The organism is Meishania litoralis (assembly GCF_042611095.1).
In the GTDB taxonomy this organism is placed as follows: Bacteria; Bacteroidota; Bacteroidia; order Flavobacteriales; family Flavobacteriaceae; genus Meishania; species Meishania litoralis.
This window is the reverse complement of record NZ_JBHFPV010000001.1, coordinates 260,916-286,591: the sequence shown is the minus strand read 5'-3', so window position 1 is coordinate 286,591 and position 25,676 is coordinate 260,916. Positions and strand designations below refer to the sequence as shown.

Genomic DNA, 25,676 nt, shown 5'->3' with positions numbered 1-25,676 from the left:
CTTGGGAAAGTTTTCCCTTTCGGTAAGTGTCACAACTGATAACGTCACAATATTACGAATTATTTTCAAGATAAGATCGATATTTTTTAAAAAGACACGTATTTTTGCGCTTGCGAAGTCAATAAATGAGATGATTCAGCGCATTCAAACAATATATCTATTGGTCGTGGCCCTTATGGGAGGTTTGCTTCCATTTTGGCTAAATCTATGGTACGATGCCGATGGGGTCGAAGTTTTTGCCAAGAATGATTTGTTGGTTTCCGGAGCATTTTATATTTCGGCGGTTTTGGCTTTTGTGGCCATAGTGCTGTTCAAAAATAGACAGAATCAATTTGTTGTGAACAGATTGAATATGATACTGAACCTTTTTTTACTGGGATTTTTCGTTTATCGATCCCTAAATCTATCCGGAGGGATTGCGATCTCTGAGAAGGGTATTGGGATGCTGATTCCTGTATTTTCTATCGTTTTTTTGGTCCTTGCGAATAGGGCCATAAAGAAGGATGAAGATCTTGTAAAATCTGTGGATCGTCTGCGATAAGACCAACATCTTAGTTGTATTAGTGCGTAAAAAACCCCGATGGAATCGTCGGGGTTTTTCTATTACCGCTTGCCAAGTTCAATAACTTCAAGATCTTTGATATTATCGCCATCAATTGTGAAACGCAACATGGTACGTACTTGATGAAAACCATGTTTGCCACATGCACCTGGGTTCATATGCAGCAGGTTCATGTTCTTGTCCCACATCACCTTTAAAATATGCGAATGTCCACATATAAATAGTTTGGGTGGTTTTTTTTTGATTTCATTTCTAGTTCTTGGGTTGTATTTTGGGGGGTAGCCTCCGATATGGGTCATATATACATCTACTTTTTCGCACATGAACCGATTGTCCAAAGGAAATTCCTTCTGAATGATATTGTTGTCAATATTGCCGTAAACGGCCCGAACGGGTTTTATCGCACGCAACGTATCCGTGACCTCCAGACCACCTATATCACCTGCATGCCAAACCTCGTCTGCCTGACGAACGTACTTTAATACCGTATCGTCTAAGTATGAATGTGTGTCTGATAGCAGAAGTATTTTGGTCATTTTACAGATTATTTCGCAATTCACAAGTCAATTATTTGATATGTACTCGCGACTTTTATTTTTACCTTATGGATGAAGTATCTTTGAAATTCAAAAGTAGGCAAACATTGAGATATTTTATCGAGTTTTCATATTTCGGGAAGGCGTACCATGGCTGGCAGAGACAGCCCAATGCGATTACGGTACAGGAGGCGCTCGAAGAAACTATTTCGAAACTACTTCGGGCCGATATTTCGCTTGTTGGGGCCGGGCGTACCGATGCCGGTGTACATGCGAGGCAAATGTTCGCACATTTCGATGTCGATGAAATCGATCATCTTGGTGATCTTGTGTACCGATTGAATGCATTTTTAGAAGATGATGTTTCTGTAAAAAGAATATTCGAGGTGGCCGAAAATGCACATGCCCGGTTCGATGCGCTTCAGCGTACCTATGAGTATTGGTTAGTGCAGCAGAAGAATCCTTTTTTGATGGAAAAGGCGCATTACGTGAAGCAACCTTTGAATGTTGAAAAGATGAACGAAGCCGCGGTATTGCTCTTGAATCATAGAGATTTCGAATGCTTTTCGAAATCGAACACCGATGTGAAGACTTTTCTTTGCGATATCAACAAAGCGTTTTGGGAAAATAAGAACGACATGCTGGTCTTTACTATTTCAGCGGATCGTTTTCTTAGGAATATGGTCAGGGCCATAGTCGGTACCTTGCTTGAGGTCGGCCAGGGCAAAATAGAGGTGGCCTATGTTAAGACTATCCTAAAAAGTAAGGATAGGGCACAGGCAGGACCTTCAGTGCCGGCAAAAGGATTATATTTGACCGAGATAATTTACCCTTCAAGTATTTTAGCGATAAATGACTAAAGAAACGGGAAAGGCATTTGATACGCGTCTTTTTAAAAGGCTGCTTGCCCATACCAAACCATATCGGCTAACTTTTTACGGAGTCGCCTTGGCGGCTATTCTATTGTCCGGTTTTGCCGTACTTGGCCCTTATATATTGCAAAAAATCGTAGATGATGCGATAATAACGCCAAACGGCGAAAAATTGCTGCAGTTGTCTTTGCTCATGCTCGGCGCATTGTTGGCGCAGGTCGTATGTCAGCTTCTGTTCGACTACTATGCCAATTGGTTGGGCGAATCGGTGATCCAAGATGTTCGCGTCAACCTGTTCAAGCACATGTTGGGCTTTCGTATGAAGTACTTTGATAATTCTTCATTGGGGGTCTTGGTTACCCGTAGCGTTTCAGATATGCAGCGCATTGGGGAAATTTTCAGCCAGGGTTTCTTCATGATCGTGGCCGACCTGTTAAAAATGTTGGCCGCGGCCATCATGATGGTCTATTTGAACTGGAAGTTGTCATTGATTGTATTTGCGCTGCTTCCCATTATTATTTACGCTACGCGTTTGTTTCAAAAAGCGATGAAAGTCGCGTTTATCGAGGTACGGGCCCAAGTGGCCAACTTGAATTCCTTCGTGCAGGAACGTGTTACCGGAATGAAGATCGTACAACTGTTCACCCGAGAGAAAATCGAGAGCGATAATTTTAGAGAGATCAACGAGAAACATCAAAATGCCTGGTTGACAACGGTATGGTACAACTCGATTTTCTTTCCGATCGCTGAAATTGTGACTTCTGTCGCGGTCGGCCTGGTGGTCTGGTACGGCGGACTTCAAAATGTCGCGAATATTACGGTAGATATATCGGGGACGATATTCGCCTTTATCCTATATATTGAAATTCTTTTTAGACCGCTCCGCCAGATTGCCGATAAGTTCAATACATTGCAAATGGGAATGGTCGCCGCCAATCGCGTCTTCAAGATTTTGGATACCGACAGCAATATACAAGATGTGGGCACCATAGAAAAAGACAATGTAAATGGCAATATCGAATTTTCCGATGTCCGTTTTTCATATGTTGATGGCGAAGAGGTACTTCATGGTATTTCTTTCGATGTGAAGGCCGGGGAGACCATTGCCATTGTCGGCGCTACCGGAGCCGGAAAATCGACCATTATCAATTTGTTGAACCGTTTTTATGAGATCGATTCGGGAGTTATTTTGGTTGATGGGGTCGATATAAAGGATTTTAAACTGGCGTCGTTGCGCGCACAAATTGCGGTTGTGCTCCAGGATGTCTTTTTATTTGCCGACACCATCGCCAATAACATATCATTGAAAGACCCTGCGATAACTTTGGAAAGTATCGAACATGCGGCAAAGCAGATCGGGGTACATGAATTTATTTCGAGTCTTCCGGGAGGGTACGGGTATAACGTAAAGGAACGGGGTACAATGCTCTCGAGCGGCCAACGTCAGTTGATAGCTTTCTTGAGGGCCTACGTTAGCAATCCTAGTATTCTTGTTTTGGATGAGGCGACTTCTTCCGTCGATACGTATTCCGAACAATTGATACAACGCGCTACCGACAAGATAACCGAGGGGCGCACTTCGATAGTCATAGCACATCGGTTGCACACGGTGAAAAAGGCCGATAAGATATTGGTAATGGATGCCGGTAAAATTGTGGAGACCGGTACGCACAAGGAACTTTTGAAAAAAAATGGATACTATAGCAAGCTCTATGAGGCCCAGTTTTTGGCAGAAGAGGTGGTTTGATCAGATCAGGTCTTGCTTGATGGTCTCGGCCAGTTCGGTCAAATCATTGTAGATAACGAATTCCCCGTTTTTAATGTATGAGATATCGCCGGTTTCCTCGCTGACGACCAAGGCCAGCGCATCGGTCTTTTCGGTAATGCCTACGGCCGCGCGATGGCGCAGCCCGAACCGTAAAGGTATCTTACGTTCATTGGTAATCGGTAAAATGACCCGCGTGGCCACGATATGATTGTCTTTGATTACCGTAGCCCCGTCATGTAGGGGGCTGTTCTTGTAAAAAATGCTTTCAAGAATGGGAAGATTGACCTCGGCGTTCATGGTGTCTCCTGAGGATTTTACAAAATCCAGCGAATTGTTCCGTTCGAGAACGATGATGGCTCCCGTGCGGGTCGAGGCCATTTTTTCACACGCCCTGACGATTGCATCGATATTCGCATCGGTCGAGAGACCTTCTTGCCTCAAAAATTTAAAGTGCTTGATAAAATTGCGCTTGTTGGCAAAATTGGTAGACCCGATCATCAATAGAAACTTACGGATCTCTTGTTGAAAGACGATGATCAACGCGATCAACCCGACCTGCATAAAGCCACCGACCATACTGCTGATCATTTTCATGTCGAGCAGTTCGGTCAATTTCCAAAAAGCCCAGACAATGACGATTCCGATAAAAATATTGATGGCTACCGAACCCCGGACCAACTTATAGATATAATACAGAAGAACGGCGACCAAGATAATATCGATGATATCGGTGATCTTAAAGTCGATGAAATTCAGAAAATCCAATCTGCGCCGTTTTTGTAAAATTAGAAAAAATAAGAGTACTTAACACTGAACGCTGAATTAAGACATTTGATTGTATAGTTGAACACATTCCATCGCTTCTTTTACATCGTGCACCCTTAGAATTTTGGCTCCTTTGCTCAGTGCCAACATGTTCAAGGCCGTTGTACCGTTCAATGCATTTTCTGGATCTGATTTTAGGGTCTTATAGATCATCGATTTTCTACTTAGTCCGACCAATACGGGTACATCCAACGATTGAAATAGGTCTAGGTCTTGCAAAAGCTCATAATTTTGCCTCAAAGTCTTGGCAAAACCGAACCCCGGATCAATAATCATATCGTTTAGGCCCATTTTTCTTGCCATGGCCAGACGTTCCGAAAAATAGAAGTGTATGTCTTCGATCAAATCGTCATATTGCGTTTGGTCTGACATGGTCCGAGGATTTCCTCGCATGTGCATCATGATGCACGGAACCTTGAATCGGGCGATTACCGATAACATTTTCTCATCGAGCTTACCGGCCGAAATATCATTTACCAAAGCCGCCCCCCTATGTAGGCATTGTTCGGCGACATTGCTGCGAAAAGTATCTATGGAAAGAAGTATTTCAGGAAATTCTTTGAGCAATGCTTCGACAATGGGAAGCAGTCTGCTCAATTCATCTACTTCAGAGACCGGGTCTGCTCCGGGTCGAGAGCTATAAGCACCAATGTCAACGAAAGTCGCACCATCGTTCAACATCTTTTCAACATGTGATAACATTTTTTGAATGTCCGAATACCTTCCTCCGTCGTAGAAGGAGTCCGGGGTCACATTCAGAATGCCCATGACCTTCGGGGCGCTCAAATCGACCAAATTACCTTTGCAGTTGATTGTCATGACGTTGTATGTTTACCAGGATTGTATTTTGTCGGTCGGGTATAATGTACGAACTTTGGGCGTTTTGAAATTTCGACGAAATTTACGCAAATAAGATAGTATTAATGGGCAAAACTTCAGAACAGTACGATGAGGTAATACGAACATGTCGCGACCTGTTCGAAAAGAAAATGAAAGATTATGGCAGTGCTTGGCGTATTCTCAGGCTTCCATCGTTGACGGATCAAATTTTCATCAAGGCCCAGCGTATTAGAGGTATTCAAGAAAATGAAGTGCAGAAAGTTGATGAAGATGAACGTTCCGAATTTATCGGAATTATCAACTATGCCATTATGGCCCTGATCCAATTGGAACTCGGCGTGGTCGATCAACCCGATATGAGCGTCAAGCAGTCTTTGAAGTTGTACGATAAACACAGTGCGATCACCAAGTCGTTGATGGAGAACAAGAATCATGATTATGGCGAGGCTTGGCGCGAAATGCGCGTGAGTTCGTTGACCGATCTAATCCTTCAAAAGCTTTTGCGTGTCAAGACCATTGAGAACAATAAGGGAAAAACACTTGTTAGCGAAGGTATCGATGCCAATTATCAAGACATGGTCAATTATGCCGTTTTTGCACTAATTCACATTAACTCCGAAACGGAATGAAATATTTGGTACATATCAGTAGAGTGCTCGTCGGAATACTTTTTATTATAAGTGGTCTCATTAAATTGAACGACCCGATGGGTTTTTCCTTTAAATTGGAAGAATATTTTAGTGCCGGCGTTTTAGATTTGCCGTTTTTTGAGCCGCACGCTTTGGCTATTTCCGTATTCGTTGTCATATTCGAGGTGCTTTTGGGGGTCATGCTCCTTATTGGTTTTCGAGTAAAATTCACAGTATGGAGCTTATTGTTGATGATCGTATTTTTTACATTTCTGACCTTCTATTCGGCTTATTTCAACAAGGTAACCGATTGTGGTTGTTTTGGGGATGCCATTAAACTCACCCCATGGGAATCATTTACCAAAGACATAATTCTACTCGTACTCATCATTGTCTTATTTGTTGGTCGAAAACATATTACCTCGTTTTTAGGCCCCGTTATGAAAACCATTGTTGTTGCCATAGCTTTGTTGCTAAGTGGTATATATGCGTATCACGTATTAAATCATTTACCGGAAATCGATTTCAGGCCTTATAAGATAGGTGCCAACATAGAAGAAGGAATGATCGTGCCCGAAGGTGCGCCACAAGCCGTTTACGACTACGCATGGCGATTTAAGACAAGCGAAGGCGAAAAAATAGTGATCACCCAAGGGGATTATCCAACAGTGGATGGCGAATTTATCGATGTTGAGACCACGGAGGTACAGGCGGGTTATGAGCCGCCCATACACGATTTTACCATAGAACAGAACGGGGAGGATTTCGCACCATCGCTCTTGCAAGAACCTAAGTTGGTTATGGTCGTGGCCTACGACCTTTATAAAAGCGATCCGGTCTTTGACGAGATCAAAAAGACTACCGACCTCGCGCTCCAAAATCATTACAAGGTTATCGGTATGTCGGCATCAGGGCCTGAGTTAAGCGACAAGATCGTTTCTGATCATAATCTGAATTTCAAGTTTTATTTTACCGATGAGACGGCCCTAAAAACAATCGTGCGTTCAAACCCCGGGGTATTGGTATTGCATAGGGGTACTATCGAGCAAAAAGTGCATTATAATGATTTGGATGAGCTTGTGTTCACCAATGACCGCCCCAACGCTCTTGATTTGAATTTGAAGAAACGCCTGGACAGCGTAATGGTCCTGGATCAAAAATATCGTGAAAACCATACTCCCGAAGACTGGCAGAAACAGGCACTTATCGATAGTGCCAATATCGAATTTGTGGAAAAGGTGATTGCAATGTATGGTTATCCGGGAAAAAGCTTGGTGGGTGATGAGACGAGCACCGCCGCATGGTACGTCATTCAGCATTCCAATAAAATCGACCAGTATATCGACCTGATAAAAGAAGCCGCCGAAAAAGATGAGCTGCCCTTTCGACTTTACGCTATGATGCTCGACAGGCAATTGATGCAGCAGGGGAAACCACAGTTATATGGTACCCAAGGAAGAGCCAATTTTATCGGAACGCCTGACGAAGTGGCCTTTATCTGGCCAATTGAAAACCACGAAGAAGTAAATAAGAGGAGAAAAGAAGCAGGCTTTTCAAATACCGTTGAAGAAGACGCCAAGCGCATATTTGGCGAGGGTTTTGAATACAAACCCCTGACCATCGAAGAGGCAAAAGCCCAGTCAGAGATAGATCAACAGAAGCAATGAGAAATTAAACATTCTATAAATGAGAAACAAAATAGTAGCCGGAAACTGGAAAATGAACAAAACCTTATCTGAAACGGAAGCTTTGGTAACACGGCTTTCCGCTATGTTGCCAGACACCGATGCCGAAGTTATGGTGGCGCCTACCTATGTAAATTTGACCGGCGCCGTGCGCCAGCTCGAGGGCTCTGCCATTGAGGTGATTGCCCAGAATATGCACTTTGCCGAAAACGGTGCCTATACAGGGGAAATATCGGCTGACATGTTATTGGAAATCGGTATCGAGACTGTGATTATCGGTCATTCTGAACGTCGCGCCTATTTTGGCGAAACCGATGAGATTTTGGCCAAAAAAGTGGCCATGGCCTTGAACAAAGGTTTGCGAGTTATGTTTTGTTTCGGGGAAGAATTGGCCGATAGAAAAGCGGGAAATCATTTCAATATTGTTGAAAGTCAATTGAAAAATGCACTTTTTTCTTTGAAGGATTCCGCTTGGCAACATATCGTGTTGGCCTATGAGCCCGTATGGGCGATCGGAACCGGAGAGACCGCCTCACCTGAGCAAGCCCAGGAAATGCACGCCTTTATTCGAAAAACGATTTCTGAAGCAAACGATGCCTCGATATCAGAATCGGTGTCCATCTTATATGGCGGCAGTGTGAAACCCAACAATGCCGAGGAGATTTTCTCCAAACCCGATGTCGATGGCGGACTTATCGGCGGAGCTTCTTTGAATGCCGATGATTTTACGGCCATCATCAAGGCGATCTAACGTTCGCGTAGCTGATGCTTCCTAACCGTGTCAAATCGACCAAGACACCTGACAAATGGTTTACATAGAGTACAGTTTCAAAGTAGCCCCACTTCAACCGGCTTCAGATATTTTGATTGCCGAATTGGGCGAAGCAGGTTTTGAAAGCTTCGTTGAAAATAAGGAAGGGGTTTTGGCCTATATCCAAAAGGAGGAATACGAGGCAGATGTCTTGGATGGGATAAAAGTATTAAAAAATCCCAACTTCAAAATCGATTTCGAAATCAAGGAAATTGAACAGGAAAATTGGAATGCGACCTGGGAAACAAATTTTAACCCCATAAAGGTAGGAAGCCAATGTATGGTACGGGCGCCTTTCCATGAAAAGCCCGATGTGAAATATGATATCGTCATTGAACCCAAAATGAGTTTCGGTACCGGTCACCATGAGACCACGCACATGATGCTGCAATTTATCTTGGATACCGATTTTAAGGAAAAGACCGTACTCGACATGGGAAGTGGAACCGGGGTATTGGCCATTCTTGCCGAGATGCGGGGAGCACAAGCCGTTGATGCCATCGATATCGACAACTGGTGCTATCTCAACGCCTTGGAGAATGTCGATCGCAACAAATGTACGAACATAACGGTTCTTGAGGGAGGTGCCGAATTATTGAAACAAAGACGATATGACATAATCATTGCGAATATCAATCGTAATATTTTGCTGAACGATATGTCTTCGTATGTCGAAAGTTTGACCAAAAATGGCCTACTTTTTTTAAGCGGGTTCTATGAAGATGACCATCGGATCATCGATGAATGTTGTGTCGAACACGGTCTTGCGTTCAAAAAAAAGTTGAAAAAAAATAATTGGGTTGCCGTAAAATATGTATTTTAGAAAAGGTATTTGACAATTAAAAAAGATTTTATGGGTACCAAAGAACAGATATCAGAAGAATTACTTTTAGAAAACGAAGCGGTCAAACAAAATGAAATCGTGCTGTTCAATGATGAGGTAAACACTTTTGACCATGTAATCGAAACTTTGGTCGCGGTTTGTGAACATTCACCAATACAGGCGGAACAATGCGCGTTAATTGTTCATCACAAGGGCAAATGCACCGTTAAGACAGGCGAATATAGTGACCTTGAGCCACGTTGTAGCGGTTTACTTCAAGCAGGTCTGAGTGCTGAAATTGTTTGATTTTCCCTTTTTTCCATTTTTTAGGACCTTGAAGATTAGGGCACCACAGAAGTTACTCAATCTATCTTTTTTGTTATTTTTTGTTGTCTTGACTTTGGGTCAAGAGCATCCGCCAATCCAAAATTTCATACCGATCGATTATGGGGCGGAGAACCAGAATTGGGGGGTGTCGCAGTCAGTAGAAGAGAATATCTACGTAGCCAATAACGCAGGTCTACTCGAATATAATGGCTCGGTTTGGAAGCTATATGGCTCACCCAATGGTTCAATAATCAGGTCCGTAAAGGCTGTGAATGATATCATATATTCTGGCTGCTATATGGAGTTCGGGTTTTGGAAAAAGAATTCATGGGGGGAGCTTATTTATTATTCGATTAGTGGTGACCTGGGCGTGGAACTATTGGAGGATGAGGAATTTTGGAATATTGTACAGTTGGATGATTGGGTGCTTTTTCAAAGCCTCGAACGTATTTATATCTATAACGCATCTGATAAATCCATTAAGAGCATAGACGCGAGTTCTATCAAAGCGCATATGTTTAATTTTAATGGAACGGTTTACTACCACCGTATTGGTATTGGACTTTTTAAGATCGAGAATGGAATTTCCATTTTAATAGCGGACGACCCCATTGTCAAAGAAGACGTGATTTTAGGGATTTTTTCCATCGATAATAGACCGTTACTGGTTACCGAGAAAGGGGAATTTTACTTTTTGAATGGTGGAAACTTGGTTCGATGGCATGATCCTTTTAGCGAAAACAATGAATCTATCAAGGTCTACAGCAGTCTTCAGCTTATAGATGGTACCATCGTTCTCGGAACCATTTCTAACGGTATATATCATATTGACAGTTCAGGCAAGGTCATTCATAGTATCAACCAGAAAAAAGGGCTTAATAACAATACAGTTTTAGCGATTTTTGAAGATAGGGAGCATAATCTATGGTTGGCACTTGATAACGGTATCAGTATTCTTAATATGGATTCACCATTTAACGAATACATAGATAAAAATGGGGAGATAGGAGTGGTTTATGCCTCGACATTATATCGAGACTATCTATATCTTGGAACGAATCAAGGCTTATTTTATAAACAGGCCGAAAGCGAAGGGAATTTTACGAAAGTTAAGGGCACCGAAGGGCAAGTATGGCTTTTGAAAATTGTTGATAATGTTCTGTTTTGTGGTCATAATTCAGGGACGTATGTAGTAAATGGAACCAAGGCCAAGCTGATTTCAAAATTCCCGGGCACATGGGATATCAAGCCGATTCCAAATCGAAAGGATCTATTGCTTCAAGGTAATTTCAATGGGTTGAGTGTTCTAAAAAAAAATGGAACGGAATGGCAGTTTAGAAATTCGATTGAAGGGTTTGATATATCAAGCCGTTTTTTCGAATTTATCGGCAAGAATCGCATAGTAGTGAATCGAGAATTCAAGGGTCTCTACAAGCTTTATGTAGATAGTGACTATACCAAAATTGTTGGTAAAGAAAATGAGCCACCTAAAGGAATCGGGGCAAGTCTTGTGAGATATGCCGAAGATGTACTTTACACTTGTAACAATGGAATTTTTAAATATGACGTTACGGACGCAGTATTTTTACCCGATACCGTTTTAACGTACCAGTTTTATGGTGAAAAGGATGACCCTATAGGTATTTTTATTCCCGACCAACGTGCTAAGCGCCTGTGGTGCTTTACAGAACGAAATATCGTCTATACCTCCCCAGGAAAATTGGATGCTCGTTCGCAAATAAGTAAAATACCTATTCCTGCTCATGTTAGAAAGAACCTTGGGGTTTTAGGTTTTGAAAGTTTGATCCCAATTGGCAATGAAAAATATTTGGTAGGTATTTCCAATGGTTACTTGACCGTCGATTTAACTAAATTAAAATCGAAGGAATATACCGTTCGAATTAGTTCAGTCGCTAGAAAATCAAGTGACACTCCGGTAGAGAGAATTTATACCGATTCAACGATTTCCTTTAAATCCAGTCAAAACAATTTATTCTTTTCGTACCATGTTCCGGAGTTTGATAAATATACAGAGGTAAACTACCAATATTTGCTTAAAGGAATATATGAGTCATGGAGCGAATGGTCTACTGTATCTGAGGCTTCTTTTGAGAACTTACCTTATGGAAACTATTCTTTTAAAGTTAGGGCCAAAATTGGTAATCTGATTTCATCAAATGTGGCAGGTTATGATTTTCGAATTGAACGGCCATGGTTCTTGTCCAATCTTGCCATTTTTATTTATGTATTGACTTTTATTCTTCTAGCGCTTTCGGTTCACAAATTATACAAGCGCTATTATGTAAAACAGCAGGAACTTCTATTACGGGCCAATAAGAAAAAGATAAAGAGAAAGAAGTTGAAGGCACAAAAGAGAATCGTCCAAATAAAAAATGAAAAGTTGCAGGAAGAGGTTGAGAGTAAGAATAGAGAACTTGCGATATCGACGATGAGTATTATAAAAAAGAACGAATTTTTAAATGCTATCAAAGATCAGTTAAAGGATAGTACCAATATTCCTCAGGTAAAATCCGTTATCCGTACCATCGATCGAAATATCAATAACTCAGATGACTGGAAATTCTTCGAAGATGCTTTTAACCATGCCGACAAGGATTTTTTGAAAAAAGTAAAATCTTTGCATCCTGAATTAACCGCAAACGATCTCAGATTATGTACTTACCTTAGATTAAACCTTTCTTCAAAAGAGATTGCCCCATTATTGAATATTTCGGTTCGCAGTGTTGAAGTAAAGAGATATCGTTTGCGCAAAAAGATGAAATTAATTCACGAAGATGGTCTAACTGACTATATTTTGGATATTTAAATTTTTTCCTTTCTCTCCATCTACCACAACATTACCTATACAAGATGTTGAATTAACTCAAGAATTCAGCCATTTACTTCCTTATATAAAACAGTCAAGAGACCTCTAAAAGTTACGTATTTGGTTGATTTTTGGGATAATTTTTCAATTGTATGTTTTTTGTAGTGGTTCTTTTTATTGAATTGATAGAACAATACAATACATTGCAAATGTTATTCTGTGTATAGTGTTCCACAATGATAGCCAATCATGTTTATGTTGAAGTATAACGAACCGAATTAAATTGAACAATATGAAAAAATTTAAGTATGTTTTTATCGCGTTACTCATAATCGCATTTAGTTGTGAAGAGGATGACGGTCCGGTCAACGGCCCTCTTGCTAATTTATCAGTGACCCCTGAAGTTCAGGACGATGGATCTGGTACCGTAACAATAAGGGCTACAGCCTCTGGCGCAAAATCATTCAGTTTTGATTTTGGTGATGGTACCACTGGAGAGTCCCTTACTGGATTTATAGTAAAGACCTATGAGATGGCGGGCGAAAATAATTATACCGTGACCGTGACTGCCAATGGTAACGATGGATCTAGTCTTACTGAAACAATACAGGTGACTGTAACTGTTACCGTAGAGATTCCGGAGGAGGTCGGTCTTTTGACGAATGGTAGTTCTAAAACATGGTTTTTGGCGGCTTCACAGCCGGGCCATTTAGGTTTAGGCCCAGCGAGAGAAGGTATTGATGGCGATTGGTGGTATCCTAAATGGTACTCGGCCCAGGCATTTGAAAAATGTGGTGCCGATATCTCCGATTGCTTTTGTGATGACGAGTTGACCTTTTCTGTAGATTCGACCGGAGAGTTGTCTTACGTTCTTGACAACAAAGGTCAGACTTTCTTTAATGTGGCGCATAAAGAGGTAGCCGGTGGTGCGGAAACTGAGGATGCTTGTTATGATTTTGATACCTCAGGCTCAAAAACGGTGACGATATCATCTGTCAGTGGTAATGTTCCGGAAGGAGAAACTACGGGCATTCAAATGGACTTTTCCGATGGCGGGTTTATGAGTTATTATGTAGGTTCTTCAACTTATGAGATTCTCACAATTACTGAGGACTTGTTATACGTGAGAACCTATGATACCATGAATGCTGATTTGGCTTGGTACCTTAGGTTTACCTCGGCTCCTGCTACAGGAGGAGGTGATGAAAATCTGGAGACCATATATGACAACTTGGTTTGGTCAGATGAATTTGATATAGATGGCGCACCTAATCCTGCAAATTGGACCTATGATCTTGGCGCAGGTGGCTGGGGTAACGGAGAGTCACAGTCGTATACCGATAATCCTGAAAACGTAAGGGTTGAGGATGGAGTACTGAAGATTACGGCGAAGGCTTCGGGCGATGCTAGTGGTGCCACGCATTATTATGATGACGTAACTTTGGTCGCTTCAGGAGGGGCAACATCAACCGTAGAGGATTTTGAGGGAACGCCTCCGGCTTTTACTGGATTTGGCGGTGCATCGACCACGGTGGTTGACAACCCGGACGCGTCGGGTGAGAATACATCTTTATCCGTTGCTGAATCAACAAAGCCCGTTGGTGCGGAAGTTTGGGCCGGCTCTTTCTTTGATTTACCCACTCCTCTCGATTTGAATACGTATACGAGTATGAGTGTGAAAACATGGTCCCCGGAGGTTGGTGCCGTGGTGCGGTTGAAGCTTGAGAACAAGGCGAATGCAGACGAATTCGTGGAAGTAGATGCGACCACAGCGGTAGCTGAGGCTTGGGAAACACTGACTTTTGATCTTAGCGCAGCACCGGCATTTACTTATGACAGAGTAGTTCTGTTCTTTGATTTCGGCGTGAGCCCTTTGGGTGATGCGGCGTACACTTCAGCAAGGATTAAATCGGAAAACCTTTATGAATTTACCTATGGAAGGGTAGAGGTCAGAGCCAAACTTCCTACAGCCGGAGGTACATGGCCGGCTCTTTGGGCGCTAGGGGCAAATTTCGCTGACGTAGGATGGCCTACGTGCGGTGAAATTGATATCATGGAACATGTGGGCAATAACCCAAATGTAACCTCTAGTGCATTGCACTATCCAGGTAATTTCGGTGGTACGGCCGTTACGGCATCAACATCAGTACCTACAGCAACTTCAGAGTTTCATAACTACACAGTTGAGTGGACTCCGGAAAGCATCAAATTTGTGGTGGACGATGAACTTATACACCTAAGTTTTGTGAATTCTACAGATACTCCGTTCAACAGTGATTTCTTTTTCATAATGAATATCGCGGTTGGCGGAACACTAGGTGGAGCTATTGATCCTGCCTTTACAGAAGATACAATGGAAGTCGATTATATAAGGGTATATCAATAATTTGAATAGGTTATAGTAGGATGGAAGGCTAGCCAAAATTCGCTAGCCTTCTTCTTTGATTTCAGTACGCAATAGAAGGCAAAGAAATTCGTACCCTGAAATTCATTAACTTACAATAACAATAAAACCGATCAGATGAACACACCGGATGACGTTGTTAAATTAAATAGGTCGTATACCATTCTTATAAGTCTAATTGTTGCTTTAGGTGGGTTTTTACTGGGTTTTGACAGTGCCGTGATTTCAGGAGCTGTCAAAGGAATTACCGTGTATTTCGAAATGACAGAATGGATGCTTGGTTTTTCAGTGGGTTGTGTGGTATTCGGTGCGATGGCCGGGAATCTAATGGCAGGACCCCTTGCGGATCGTTTCGGCAGGAAGAAGGTGCTGATTATCGTTGCTGCGCTCTTTACGATATCGGCAACTTGGTCCGCGTTTGCGACCGGCTACACGGAATTTATTATTGCGCGAATTATTGGTGGTATAGGAATCGGAGGCGCTATATTAATAGCACCCATTTATATAGCCGAAATCGCCCCACCGAAGTTAAGAGGTAGCCTAGTATCGTTTAATCAACTGAATATTGTGATCGGTATTTCGGTGGCCTATTTTTCAAATTACTTTCTTGTGAACATTGAAGGGGAGAGCTGGCGTTGGATGTTGGGCGTTGAAGCAATTCCAGCAGCAATCTATTTTCTCTCTCTTTTCGCAGTGCCCAAAAGCCCTAGATGGTTGATTCAAAAAACGGGTAATGAAGAGATTGCACAAAAAACTTTGGCCAAAATAGGAGGGGAAGAATATGCCAAGTCAACGGTCTCGGAAATTCAAAGAGGCCTTGCAAAAAAAGAAACCAAGGGAAAGCTATCTGATTTCTTTAAGAGTAGGTACGCCACCATTATGATCATTGCATTCGGCATTGCATTTTTTCAGCAGATTACCGGTATAAATGCGGTTTTTTATTATGCACCTACCATTTTCGAACAGGCGGGAGGCAGTACCGATTCCTCCTTTTTACAGGCAATTGTAGTCGGGCTTACCAATCTTGTATTCACTTTGGTCGCGATGTGGTTGATCGATCGGTTGGGAAGAAAACCTTTGTTGTTGATCGGCACCACTTTTATGACCATTGCACTATTAATGGCGGCATACGCCTTCAATAACGCGACCTATGACTTTAGTGAGAAAACACTATCCAAAATCGATAATAAAGAACTCAATATGGTTTTGAACGATTTTCAGGGTAAATCTTTTGAGAGTCAGGCAGCCCTGTTCGAAGCCGTCGAACCTAAATTGGAAGGTTCTCAGTTTTTGGATTTTAAGCGCAACCAGATTACCAATTTTATTCAAATCAATGCCACCTTGGTGCTTATTGCGATACTGCTATATGTGGCTTCGTTTGCGATATCTTTAGGCCCAGTAATGTGGACTTTACTTTCTGAGATATTTCCAAGTAAGATAAAGGGAATAGCGATTTCAGTTGTTGGCTTTTTCAACTCGTTGGTTAGTTTTTCCGTGACCCAGATATTTCCTTGGGAGCTATCAAACCTTGGGCCGACGATAACTTTCGCTATATACGCTTTACTCTCTTTCTGTGCGATGCTCTTCGTCTATAAATTTGTAATCGAGACCAAAGGTAGAACCCTGGAAGAAGTCGAAGAATTACTAATCAGAAAATGACACCTGCAATGCGAAGATTATTTTTTATCCTTAGTATCGGTATTCTTGTATCATGTAAGCAAAATACCGGAAATAGTACCCCTGAATCCGCTACTGAACAAAAAACAACCGCTGCTAAGGTAGAATTAAAGGAAGAAAATGGAAAATATCAATTGCTGGTCAACGGCCAAGATTTTTATATAAAGGGCGCTGGGCTTGAATTCGGAAGCATACCGGCATTGGCAAAACACAATGCTAATTCCTTTCGGACTTGGCGTACCGACAATGGGGAGAGATCGGCGAAGGAGGTGCTTGATGAAGCCCATGAGAATGGGCTAATGGTTACCATGGGCATTGAGGTGGGCAGGGAGCGCCATGGGTTCAATTATGACGATCCCGAAATGGTGAAAAAACAATTGGAAGAAATCAAGGAGCAAGTTTTGCCCTTGAAAGATCATCCCGCCTTATTGATATGGGGAATAGGCAACGAGCTTAATCTACATTATACCAATCCGAAAGTTTGGGATGCGGTAAACGATATTTCAAAAATGATTCATGAAATAGACCCAAATCACCCTACTACTACTAGTCTGGCAGGTCTGGCTCAAAAAGAAGTGGATTATATAAAAGAACGTTGTGCAGATCTTGACATCTTATCCGTACAGATGTACGGGGATCTTCCAGATTTGCCCAACTTGATCAAGAAGTTCGGCTGGGAGGGCCCTTATATGGTTACCGAATGGGGGGCTACTGGTCACTGGGAGGTTCCCACGACAAAATGGGGCGCACCGATTGAAGAACACAGTTCGGTAAAAGCAGCCAACTATCTCAAGCGATTTAATGGCGGCATAGCTGCAGATTCATTACAGTGTATTGGGTCTTATGTTTTTCTATGGGGCAATAAACAAGAACGGACTCCAACATGGTATGGTATTTTTTTGGAAGATGGCAAAGAAACGGAATCTGTTGATGTGATGCATTACGTTTGGAACGGCTCTTGGCCCGAAAATCGTACTCCTATTATCGAAGATTACAAGTTGAACGGAAAAACAGCGTATGAAAATGTGGAGTTGGAGGCGGACGAACAATACTCCGCCCAAATAATGGTAAAAGATTACGAGCGAGATGAAATTAGCTACCGATGGGAGATTATGCCTGAAAGCACGGATTTAAAAGAAGGTGGTGATGCAGAGGAAAGGCCTGAAGCTATTGGTGGCCTGATCATATCACAACAAGAGGGTAAGGTAACATTCAAGTCACCCGGCAAGGGTGCCTATCGCCTGTTTGTTTATGCTTCTGATGGACACGATCATGCGGCAGCGGCCAACATACCTTTTTTGGTAAATTAATGGAAAGGGTTTTTTAACAAACAACTAGTACAAAGACCTCTTTAAATAAATTTTTAGAGGTCTTCATATTTAATGAAAGAAGAGATGGGCAATGCAATTTATTTAGGTGACGTTGAATTGAATGTTCAAAGGCAAGAGGTATCAGGAAGCTTGGTCACCATTGAGAGGGAAAGTTTTTATAAAATTTCCAATGTTGACGGTATGCGACCGTTTTTAATGAGCATTGTAAGTGATTCAAATCATTGGATGTTCATCTCAAGTAATGGCGGACTAAGTGCAGGAAGGAAAGACTGTGATACTGCCCTTTTTCCCTATTATACTGATGATAAGATAACGGAATCTGTTGAAATAACGGGAAGTAAGACCATTCTCCAAATACATCGTGTCAGCAAGACCTATCTGTGGGAACCTTTTTCAAACAACTACAAAGGACTATACTCCACCGAACACAATTTGTATAAAAACAAATATGGGAACAAGATTATTTTTGAAGAAGTGAACCACGACTTTGGCCTCACTTGCAGGTATCAATGGAGTATGAGCAATCGTTTCGGATTTGTTAAAAAGACCACCTTGATAAACCATACCGGAAGTAAAATCAAGATAACCGCCATGGATGGCATTCAAAATATCATGCCCTACGGTATAAATGCCGACTTGCAGAACAACAGAAGCAATCTGGCAGACGCCTATAAGAAAAGTGAGCTTGAATCGGAATTAGGATTGGGAATCTACGCCTTAAGTGCCATTATTGTCGATAAGGCCGAGCCTAGTGAGGCATTGAAGGCAACCGTCGCCTGGTCCGTTGGCCTGGAGAGGCCAAAATATTTGATATCTGCTACACAACTCGACACCTTTAGAAAAGGTCAAGATGTAATAGAAGAAAGAGACATTAGGGCTGAGAAGTGCGCTTACTTCGTTTGTGCCGATCTTGAAATCGATGCCGGTCAAACAAAAAGTTGGATGATTGTCGCTAACGTAAATCAAGGGCCATCAGATGTAAAGGCAATTTCAACTACACTGAGAAGCACAAAGGACTTGTTGGTCAAAGAGGTCTCAAATGACGTCGCTTTGGGTACGCGCAATCTCATAGAATTGGTCGGGGCGGCGGATGGTTTACAGCTAACCGCCGATGAACTTCAAAATTCCAGGCATTTTTCGAACGTTCTTTTCAACATTATGCGGGGTGGTATTTTTGATGACGGATATGAAATTCTAAAAAGTGATTTTATAAAGTATATGGCCATGGCCAATAAAAGAGTTTATAAGAAGTATGAGACCCTACTGAAAAAATTACCAGAAACATTTTCACTCGAACATTTAAGGACAATTGTTGATAAACACGAAGATGCAAACTTCAAAAGACTCTGTATTGAGTATATGCCGCTAAAGTTTAGTAGGAGACACGGTGATCCAAGCCGACTATGGAATAAGTTTTCCATCAATACAAAGAGTGAAATTGATGGGTCTAAGGTACTCGATTACGAGGGTAACTGGAGGGATATTTTTCAAAACTGGGAAGCGTTGGCCCATTCTTATCCCCAGTTTATCGAAAGCATGATCCATAAGTTCTTGAATGCAACCACCTTCGACGGCTATAATCCATATAGGGTTACCAAGGGCGGTTTTGACTGGGAAGTGATTGAACCAAATGACCCATGGTCCTATATTGGGTATTGGGGAGACCACCAGATAATTTACCTACTCAAGTTTCTTGAATTTATCGAAGATTACTACCCAGGTCGTTTGACTGCATGTCTTGATCAAAATCTTTTTGTCTACGCCAATGTTCCCTACAAAATCAAAACCTACGACGATATACTTTCGAATCCTAAAGACACCATAACCTTTGATCATGGCTCAGAAGGGAAGATATTCTTAAACAAAAAAAAACTAGGGGCGGATGGTGCGCTACTTGGTGCCGAAAACGATGCTATTTATAACGTCAATCTGTTGGAAAAACTACTGGCAACCGTTTTGGCCAAATGCTCCAATTTTATTCCGGAAGGCGGTATATGGCTGAATACACAACGACCTGAATGGAATGATGCGAACAATGCCTTGGTAGGAAACGGAGTTTCAATGGTTACGCTCTGCTACCTCAGAAGGTTTCTAAAATTCTTTGAGCGAATAGTGCGCAATACGTCGGTCAAGGAAATTGAAATATCCGAAGAATTGGCTCATTTTTTTGATGAGGTAATAAGCACTTTGGAGCAAAACCGACAGATGCTTTCCGGTAAATTTTCCGATAGTGATCGCAAACTGATTTTAGATGGGTTGGGCAATGCAGGCAGTACATATAGGACCATCATTTACGAAAATGGGTTTTCCGGTCGGAGAAAGGAGGTGCCAACTGAGAAACTCCAACATTTTTTACAAATAGTACTGGCCTATTTTGAGCATTCCATAAAAACTAACAAAAGGGAAGACAATTTGTACCATTCGTACAACTTAATGACCGTTTCAAATAAAAATAAGATTTCGATAACATATTTAAACGAAATGCTAGAGGGTCAGGTGGCGGTTTTAAGTTCCGGCTATCTTTCTTCGGAAGCGAGTTTAAAATTGCTGGATGGTCTTAAGAACAGTGCCCTGTTCCGTAGCGATCAATATAGTTATTTGCTATACCCTGACAAGGAGCTCAAGCGATTCATCAACAAGAATAACATTCCGCTTGCCGCAGTTGAAAAATCAGCTTTACTACGGCAATTAGTAAAGGATGGAAATACCCAGATCATTGAAAAAGATGTTGAGGGTGGCTATCATTTTAATGGTAATTTTAATAATGCTACTAGTCTTGTTAGTGCTTTGTCAGAATTATCGAAAGATAAATACGGCGAACTGGTGAAAGAGGATCAACAACTAGTGCTTGATGTCTTTGAAGATATGTTCGACCACAAATCCTTCACAGGAAGATCAGGAACCTTTTTTGGTTATGAGGGCTTGGGCTCTATTTATTGGCACATGGTTTCTAAGCTCTTGTTGGCGGTGCAAGAATGTTGTTTAAAGGCCATTGCCAACAAGGAAAATGATGTAGTGATCGGAAGGTTGTTGGATCATTATTACGAAATTAATGAGGGAATCGGAGTTCATAAATCCCCAGAACTTTATGGTGCATTTACTACGGACCCTTATTCACATACGCCATCGAACAAAGGAGCACAGCAACCGGGGATGACCGGTCAGGTAAAAGAGGATATTCTTAGTAGGTTGGGCGAAATAGGGGTTTCAATAAAAGATGGTAAGCTTGGATTTGGCCCCGGTCTCTTGAGAAAAGAAGAGTTTTTAAGCAAGGAGCGAAGCTTTAGTTACACGAACCTGAAGAAAGAACAAGAAGAGGTAAAGCTTGAAAAAAATTCACTTTGTTTTACCTATTGCCAAGTTCCAGTTGTCTACAAAATTGCCGAGAGCTCTAGTCTTGAAGTGTTCTACGCCAACAATGAAGTTGGTCAATTTGAGACTCTTGGGCTTGATATAAAAACAAGTGCCAAAATTTTTGGGAGAACAGGAGAAATAGATAAAATTATTGTCTCCCTGGATGCGAATACATTACATTGAAGTAGTTAAGCTTAATGCGGCAATTTATCCTTTAAAAGTCCATAGACAAAAGTGCCTACAACGGCTGCTGCAATAACGACCAGCATGCTAAAAATCCCCGTGCCTAGTAAGATATACATTGGCCCTGGGCAGGCACCGGCCAAGGCCCAACCAAAACCGAAAATGGCGCCGCCCAGAATATAGCGGATAAAACTTTTTTCTTTTGGCGGAAGGTATATTTCTTTGCCATCTATACTTTTTATCTTAAATTTTCTTATACCCTGAATAAATATGATTCCTAGGCCTACTGCGGATCCAATAATTCCGTACATGTGAAAAGATTGGAATTTGAACATCTCAAAAATGCGATACCAAGAAACAGCCTCCGATTTCACTAGTACTATTCCGAAAAAAATCCCGATCAAAAGAAATTTCAAATACTTCATATCAAAAAATCAGCGGTAGTATAAAATGGGTCATAATGAGGCCACCGATAAAGAACCCGATGACGGCGATCAACGAAGGTAGTTGTAGGTTGCTAAGGCCGGTGATGGCATGGCCAGAAGTACATCCGCCGGCATATCGGGTTCCGAATCCGACCAAAAAACCTGCAATAATCAAAATAGACAATCCTTTTAATGACAACACATTGTCCCAAGCGTAAATTTCGGGTGGCAAAAGTGTCTCGCCGATATTCGAAAAACCCAAATCTTGAAGATCGGCCAAGGTTTCATTGCTAAGTGCTATGGTCGAACCGTCTGACATAAAGGTGGTGGCAAAAAAACCTCCGATAACGGCCCCTAAGACCACGGTCAGATTCCACTTTTGTGCTCTCCAATCAAACCTGAAAAAATCGGAATATTTTCCGGCCCCTCCCATACTGCAGAGTGTTCGCAAATTTGATGACATACCGAAGGTTTTTCCAAGATAGATGAGAACGAACATTACAAAAGCTATCAAGGGGCCCGAAATATACCATGGCCAGGGCTGTAAAATAGGTTCCATATAGATTAGTTCTAAATTTGTCGTTTTGAAAAATCAATACTTATGGTCGTAATTTAGTTAGGGCGATTACAACAAATCTTCCAGAATTCGACTTTTGACGGCATCGATATAACTTCGACCTATGGTATAGCGTATTCCGTCGACTTCAAGGCTGTTTCCCTCAACGGCATCGACTTTGTCGAGTGCAATGGTAAAAGATCTGTGTATTCTTAAAAACCTATCTGCAGGAAGCTCGTCGGTAAAACTGCCCAAAGTTTTGTGAATAATGAATTTGTCGGTCTTGGTCTTGATACGAATATAGTCTTTAAGGCTCTCGACGACCAAAATATCGTTCAAATGAATTTTTTGAAGTTTTTTCTTATCGACCTTTATGAAAATATGGGCTTTTTCAGAACTAGCCTGACTTGGATCCCCTTTTGGATTCTTTAGTTCAATAATGCGATTAACTGCTTTTAAAAACCTCGGAAAGGGTATGGGTTTCACCAAATAATCGATTACTTCAAGCTCAAAACTTTTCAGGGCATATTCTTCATGTGCCGATGTAATCACGACCATTGGTTTTACTTTTAGGTTTTCGAGAAAATCGAGTCCGCCGAGGACGGGCATATTTATATCCAAAAAAATAATGTCGAGGTGATTGGCCTGAACATAGGTATATGCATCTATAGCGTTCGAAAAGGTTTTTGCCAAATGAAGCTCCTTGATCTGGTCAATGTAGTTTTTGAGTACGTCTACGGCCAATGGCTCATCATCGACAACGATGGCTTTCAATTCCATTACACTCTCAATTTTAAGTTCACGTAAAACATGTCTTCCCTTTCATTGATTGAAAGTTCATAATCGTTGACATCATATCCTAATTCCAAACGTTTTTTAACATTGGATAATCCGATTCCGCCGACATAAGAATTTTTTTTCGACTTTCTGGTCTTGGGAACGGTATTCGACACGTTGAAATAGAGAAAATCACCTTTGACCTTGACGTCGATGAGGATGGTTATGTGTTCGATGCTTTGATTGGCGCCATGTTTAAAACAATTTTCGACAAGGGGAATAAGTAACATCGGGGCTATTTTTTTGTCATCAAGCTTTCCTGAAACATTCATTTGAACATCAAGTGAATCGTCAAAACGGATTCTTTCCAAATCGATATAATTTTGAATACAGTCGATTTCGCTTTTAAGATCTTGTTTGCTTTGTGCGGTCGCATAAAGTAGATAGCGCATCAGTTCTGAAAGTTTAAGAACCACTTCAGGTGCTTTTTTCGATTTCGAAAGGGTCAACGAATAAATATTGTTGAGCGTATTGAAAAAAAAGTGTGGGGAAACCTGCGACCTAAGAAATCGAAGTTCGGTGGTGAGTTGCCTTTTTTCCAAATCGTGCAACTTGCTATGTTCCCGAAGCCAATCCACGGTAATCTTGATGGCCGTAAAAAATGAGATTACGTAAACTTCGCCGATCATGGTGACAATGGCATAATTTAATGTAATACTAGTAACTTCTTCTTCTGCTTCGGGCATTACGTTCGGCCCGACTAAATAATAGGTAAGGTTAAACTTGAGCAGTAACATTGAAAGTAGTGCTATCAAAATCAGCGCTGTATAGTGAAAATATTTTCTGGTATAGATGAATTTTGGCATTAAAACATACACATTTAAATAACAAAGGGTCATGTGAATAGGAAAACCGATCAAATTGGTCTTGAGCGAGTACATGAAATCACCGTGAATACTTTGCCAACGTAACGTATTGAACGCAAAATAAAGAACCCAGAATATTATATGGTGCCAGTAGGTTACCTTGTATTTACCCGTGGAGTCAACTTTTAAAATATCATCAAGTTGGTTGTTGATACCCATTTCAGACCGTTTAAAATATACCTATTTACACATTTTTGATATTACCGCGCACATAGTATTCCTGTTGGGCGAATTTCGATATTTGATTTGGCAAGACTTTGATCTTTTTTAAAATCAATTCGTAAATTTAAGGTTCTGGCTAAAGGTGTTTGACACGTATGGCGCGTAAGGTAAATATTTTTCATAAAAGTTTTTTGCAGATGAAGGCAAAGCTAGGTTTCCTTTGGAAGTATGTTATACTTAAAAAAACCGATATTTTAAAAATGGCTCTTATGTATGAAGGCTTGGAGTCTTTCGGCTGTAAAAAAGGTATCGTTGGACTATTGATAAGTGTTATTTCAATAAACTGCTTTTTGGCAACTGCCCAACAGTCGCCCAGAACTTATACGGTTCTAAAGGCAAATGAGTTATTGAAAATTGACGGGCGTGCACTCGAAGCGTCATGGAAAGATGCGGGTTGGTCCGAGGATTTTATAGATATCGAAGGAGTTAAGACGCCTTTATACAGAACCCGAATGAAGATGCTGTGGAACGAGGACTATCTGTATTTTTTTGCGAAAATTGAAGAACCACATGTTTGGGGTACACTCAAACAAAGGGATACGGTCATTTTCTACAACAACGATTTTGAAATTTTCATAGATCCCGATGGCGATACCCACGACTATATGGAATTTGAGATGAATGTATTGAATACTATCTGGGATCTATGGCTTACAAAGCCCTATCGAAATGGTGCTAAAGTAATTGATGGATGGGATATTCATGGGTTAAAAACTGCGGTGCACATCGATGGCACTTTGAACGATCCGAACGATAAGGATGCGGGGTGGAGCGTTGAAATAGCAATGCCATGGAAAGCAATTTTGGAAGCGGCCAAGGACAATAGAATACCTGTCAATGAATTTTGGCGTTTGAATTTTTCAAGGGTCAACTGGGAGTACGAACTCGAAAACGGCAGATATTCAAGAAAAAAAGACGAATCAGGGAAGTATTTGCCGGAATATAATTGGGTTTGGTCTCCCCAAGGGGTTATCAATATGCACGAGCCCGAACATTGGGGCTATGTATATTTTTCGAACGAGTCCGCTACCCATGTGAATTTTACCATTTCCAGTGATGAAAAAATCAAATGGCACCTGTACACTTTGGCACACCGCTTATGGTCAGCGGAAAAAAATCGGTCTACAAAACCAAAAAAGGCGGATTTGCAGAAATCCTTCAATATATCCGATATAGAGGTTTTTCCTTTATTTGAAGAACACACCACTGGGTGGAACTTATCGGTTATGAGTCCTTTTTCCAATAAGAGATTGACAGTTCGCGAAGACGGTAAATTTATTAGTTATGATGAGTAGGGCCACTGGCATAAACGTTTT

21 protein-coding genes are annotated in these 25,676 nt (G+C 41.4%); 14 read left to right on the top strand and 7 right to left on the bottom strand.

All coding sequences use genetic code 11. The annotated features are described in order from the left end of the window. Positions 1–130 precede the first annotated feature (130 nt). On the top strand, positions 131–541 hold the full coding sequence (locus ACEZ3G_RS01325) for a DUF4293 domain-containing protein (protein WP_432423679.1): 411 nt from the start codon (positions 131–133) through the stop codon (positions 539–541). Positions 542–603: 62 nt separating this feature from the next. On the opposite strand, the gene ACEZ3G_RS01320 is transcribed toward ACEZ3G_RS01325, so the two are convergent. Further along, positions 604–1,098, bottom strand: a complete 495-nt coding sequence (locus ACEZ3G_RS01320; protein ID WP_432423678.1) for a metallophosphoesterase family protein — start codon at positions 1,096–1,098, stop codon at positions 604–606. Positions 1,099–1,166: 68 nt separating this feature from the next. Here ACEZ3G_RS01320 and truA point away from each other — a divergent pair, with 68 nt between their 5' ends. Both truA and ACEZ3G_RS01310 read left to right on the top strand, forming a co-directional pair. Next, complete coding sequence (gene truA, locus ACEZ3G_RS01315; protein WP_432423677.1) at positions 1,167–1,958, top strand: tRNA pseudouridine(38-40) synthase TruA; 792 nt, start codon at positions 1,167–1,169, stop codon at positions 1,956–1,958. Beyond that, entirely contained in the window at positions 1,951–3,717 is a 1,767-nt protein-coding gene (locus ACEZ3G_RS01310) for an ABC transporter ATP-binding protein (protein WP_432423676.1), read from the top strand. The genes truA and ACEZ3G_RS01310 overlap by 8 nt, the downstream gene beginning before the upstream one ends. On the opposite strand, the gene cdaA is transcribed toward ACEZ3G_RS01310, so the two are convergent. Beyond that, on the bottom strand, positions 3,718–4,503 hold the full coding sequence (gene cdaA, locus ACEZ3G_RS01305; RefSeq protein ID WP_432423675.1) for a diadenylate cyclase CdaA: 786 nt from the start codon (positions 4,501–4,503) through the stop codon (positions 3,718–3,720). It abuts the gene before it with no gap. A 57-nt stretch (positions 4,504–4,560) separates the two neighbouring features. After that, positions 4,561–5,382 carry a dihydropteroate synthase gene (gene folP, locus ACEZ3G_RS01300; protein ID WP_432423674.1) on the bottom strand — a complete coding sequence of 274 codons (822 nt, stop codon included), beginning with the start codon at positions 5,380–5,382 and terminating at the stop codon, positions 4,561–4,563. Positions 5,383–5,486: 104 nt separating this feature from the next. Between folP and ACEZ3G_RS01295 the strand changes: the two genes are divergently transcribed. The 10 genes from ACEZ3G_RS01295 to ACEZ3G_RS01250 all read left to right on the top strand — a co-directional run bounded on the left by ACEZ3G_RS01295 (position 5,487) and on the right by ACEZ3G_RS01250 (position 21,454). Next, entirely contained in the window at positions 5,487–6,032 is a 546-nt protein-coding gene (locus ACEZ3G_RS01295; protein WP_432423673.1) for a DUF1599 domain-containing protein, read from the top strand. Beyond that, a complete protein-coding gene (locus ACEZ3G_RS01290) occupies positions 6,029–7,699 on the top strand; it encodes a BT_3928 family protein (protein ID WP_432423672.1) in 1,671 nt (556 codons plus the stop codon). Before ACEZ3G_RS01295 ends, ACEZ3G_RS01290 begins: the two co-directional genes overlap by 4 nt. Before the next feature lie 19 nt (positions 7,700–7,718). Further along, complete coding sequence (gene tpiA, locus ACEZ3G_RS01285) at positions 7,719–8,468, top strand: triose-phosphate isomerase (RefSeq protein WP_432423671.1); 750 nt, start codon at positions 7,719–7,721, stop codon at positions 8,466–8,468. 55 nt (positions 8,469–8,523) lie between these two features. Beyond that, the gene (gene prmA / locus ACEZ3G_RS01280; RefSeq protein ID WP_432423670.1) at positions 8,524–9,351 is read left to right on the top strand and encodes a 50S ribosomal protein L11 methyltransferase; all 828 of its coding nucleotides are present in this window, start codon (positions 8,524–8,526) and stop codon (positions 9,349–9,351) included. A 30-nt stretch (positions 9,352–9,381) separates the two neighbouring features. After that, on the top strand, positions 9,382–9,657 hold the full coding sequence (locus tag ACEZ3G_RS01275; RefSeq protein WP_432423669.1) for an ATP-dependent Clp protease adaptor ClpS: 276 nt from the start codon (positions 9,382–9,384) through the stop codon (positions 9,655–9,657). Positions 9,658–9,727: 70 nt separating this feature from the next. Then, complete coding sequence (locus tag ACEZ3G_RS01270; protein ID WP_432423668.1) at positions 9,728–12,505, top strand: helix-turn-helix and ligand-binding sensor domain-containing protein; 2,778 nt, start codon at positions 9,728–9,730, stop codon at positions 12,503–12,505. A gap of 292 nt (positions 12,506–12,797) precedes the next feature. After that, entirely contained in the window at positions 12,798–14,891 is a 2,094-nt protein-coding gene (locus ACEZ3G_RS01265; protein ID WP_432423667.1) for a family 16 glycosylhydrolase, read from the top strand. A 135-nt stretch (positions 14,892–15,026) separates the two neighbouring features. Further along, the gene (locus ACEZ3G_RS01260; protein WP_432423666.1) at positions 15,027–16,568 is read left to right on the top strand and encodes a sugar porter family MFS transporter; all 1,542 of its coding nucleotides are present in this window, start codon (positions 15,027–15,029) and stop codon (positions 16,566–16,568) included. Positions 16,569–16,576: 8 nt separating this feature from the next. Next, positions 16,577–17,896 (top strand): glycoside hydrolase family 2 TIM barrel-domain containing protein, encoded by a 1,320-nt coding sequence (locus ACEZ3G_RS01255; RefSeq protein ID WP_432423665.1) that lies wholly within the window; start codon positions 16,577–16,579, stop codon positions 17,894–17,896. A 72-nt stretch (positions 17,897–17,968) separates the two neighbouring features. Then, positions 17,969–21,454: a hypothetical protein gene (locus ACEZ3G_RS01250; protein ID WP_432423664.1), complete on the top strand. Its 3,486-nt coding sequence runs from the start codon at positions 17,969–17,971 to the stop codon at positions 21,452–21,454. 11 nt (positions 21,455–21,465) lie between these two features. Here the strand turns inward: ACEZ3G_RS01250 and ACEZ3G_RS01245 are convergent, their stop codons facing one another. The 4 genes from ACEZ3G_RS01245 to ACEZ3G_RS01230 form a co-directional block, all read right to left on the bottom strand. Beyond that, positions 21,466–21,879, bottom strand: a complete 414-nt coding sequence (locus ACEZ3G_RS01245; RefSeq protein WP_432423663.1) for a DUF6691 family protein — start codon at positions 21,877–21,879, stop codon at positions 21,466–21,468. Position 21,880: 1 nt separating this feature from the next. Then, complete coding sequence (locus ACEZ3G_RS01240; protein WP_432423662.1) at positions 21,881–22,438, bottom strand: YeeE/YedE family protein; 558 nt, start codon at positions 22,436–22,438, stop codon at positions 21,881–21,883. Positions 22,439–22,504: 66 nt separating this feature from the next. Then, positions 22,505–23,215 carry a LytR/AlgR family response regulator transcription factor gene (locus ACEZ3G_RS01235; RefSeq protein WP_432423661.1) on the bottom strand — a complete coding sequence of 237 codons (711 nt, stop codon included), beginning with the start codon at positions 23,213–23,215 and terminating at the stop codon, positions 22,505–22,507. Continuing rightward, positions 23,215–24,297 carry a sensor histidine kinase gene (locus ACEZ3G_RS01230; RefSeq protein WP_432423660.1) on the bottom strand — a complete coding sequence of 361 codons (1,083 nt, stop codon included), beginning with the start codon at positions 24,295–24,297 and terminating at the stop codon, positions 23,215–23,217. The genes ACEZ3G_RS01235 and ACEZ3G_RS01230 overlap by 1 nt, the downstream gene beginning before the upstream one ends. A gap of 200 nt (positions 24,298–24,497) precedes the next feature. Here ACEZ3G_RS01230 and ACEZ3G_RS01225 point away from each other — a divergent pair, with 200 nt between their 5' ends. Then, positions 24,498–25,655 (top strand): carbohydrate-binding family 9-like protein, encoded by a 1,158-nt coding sequence (locus ACEZ3G_RS01225; protein WP_432423659.1) that lies wholly within the window; start codon positions 24,498–24,500, stop codon positions 25,653–25,655. Positions 25,656–25,676 lie beyond the last annotated feature (21 nt).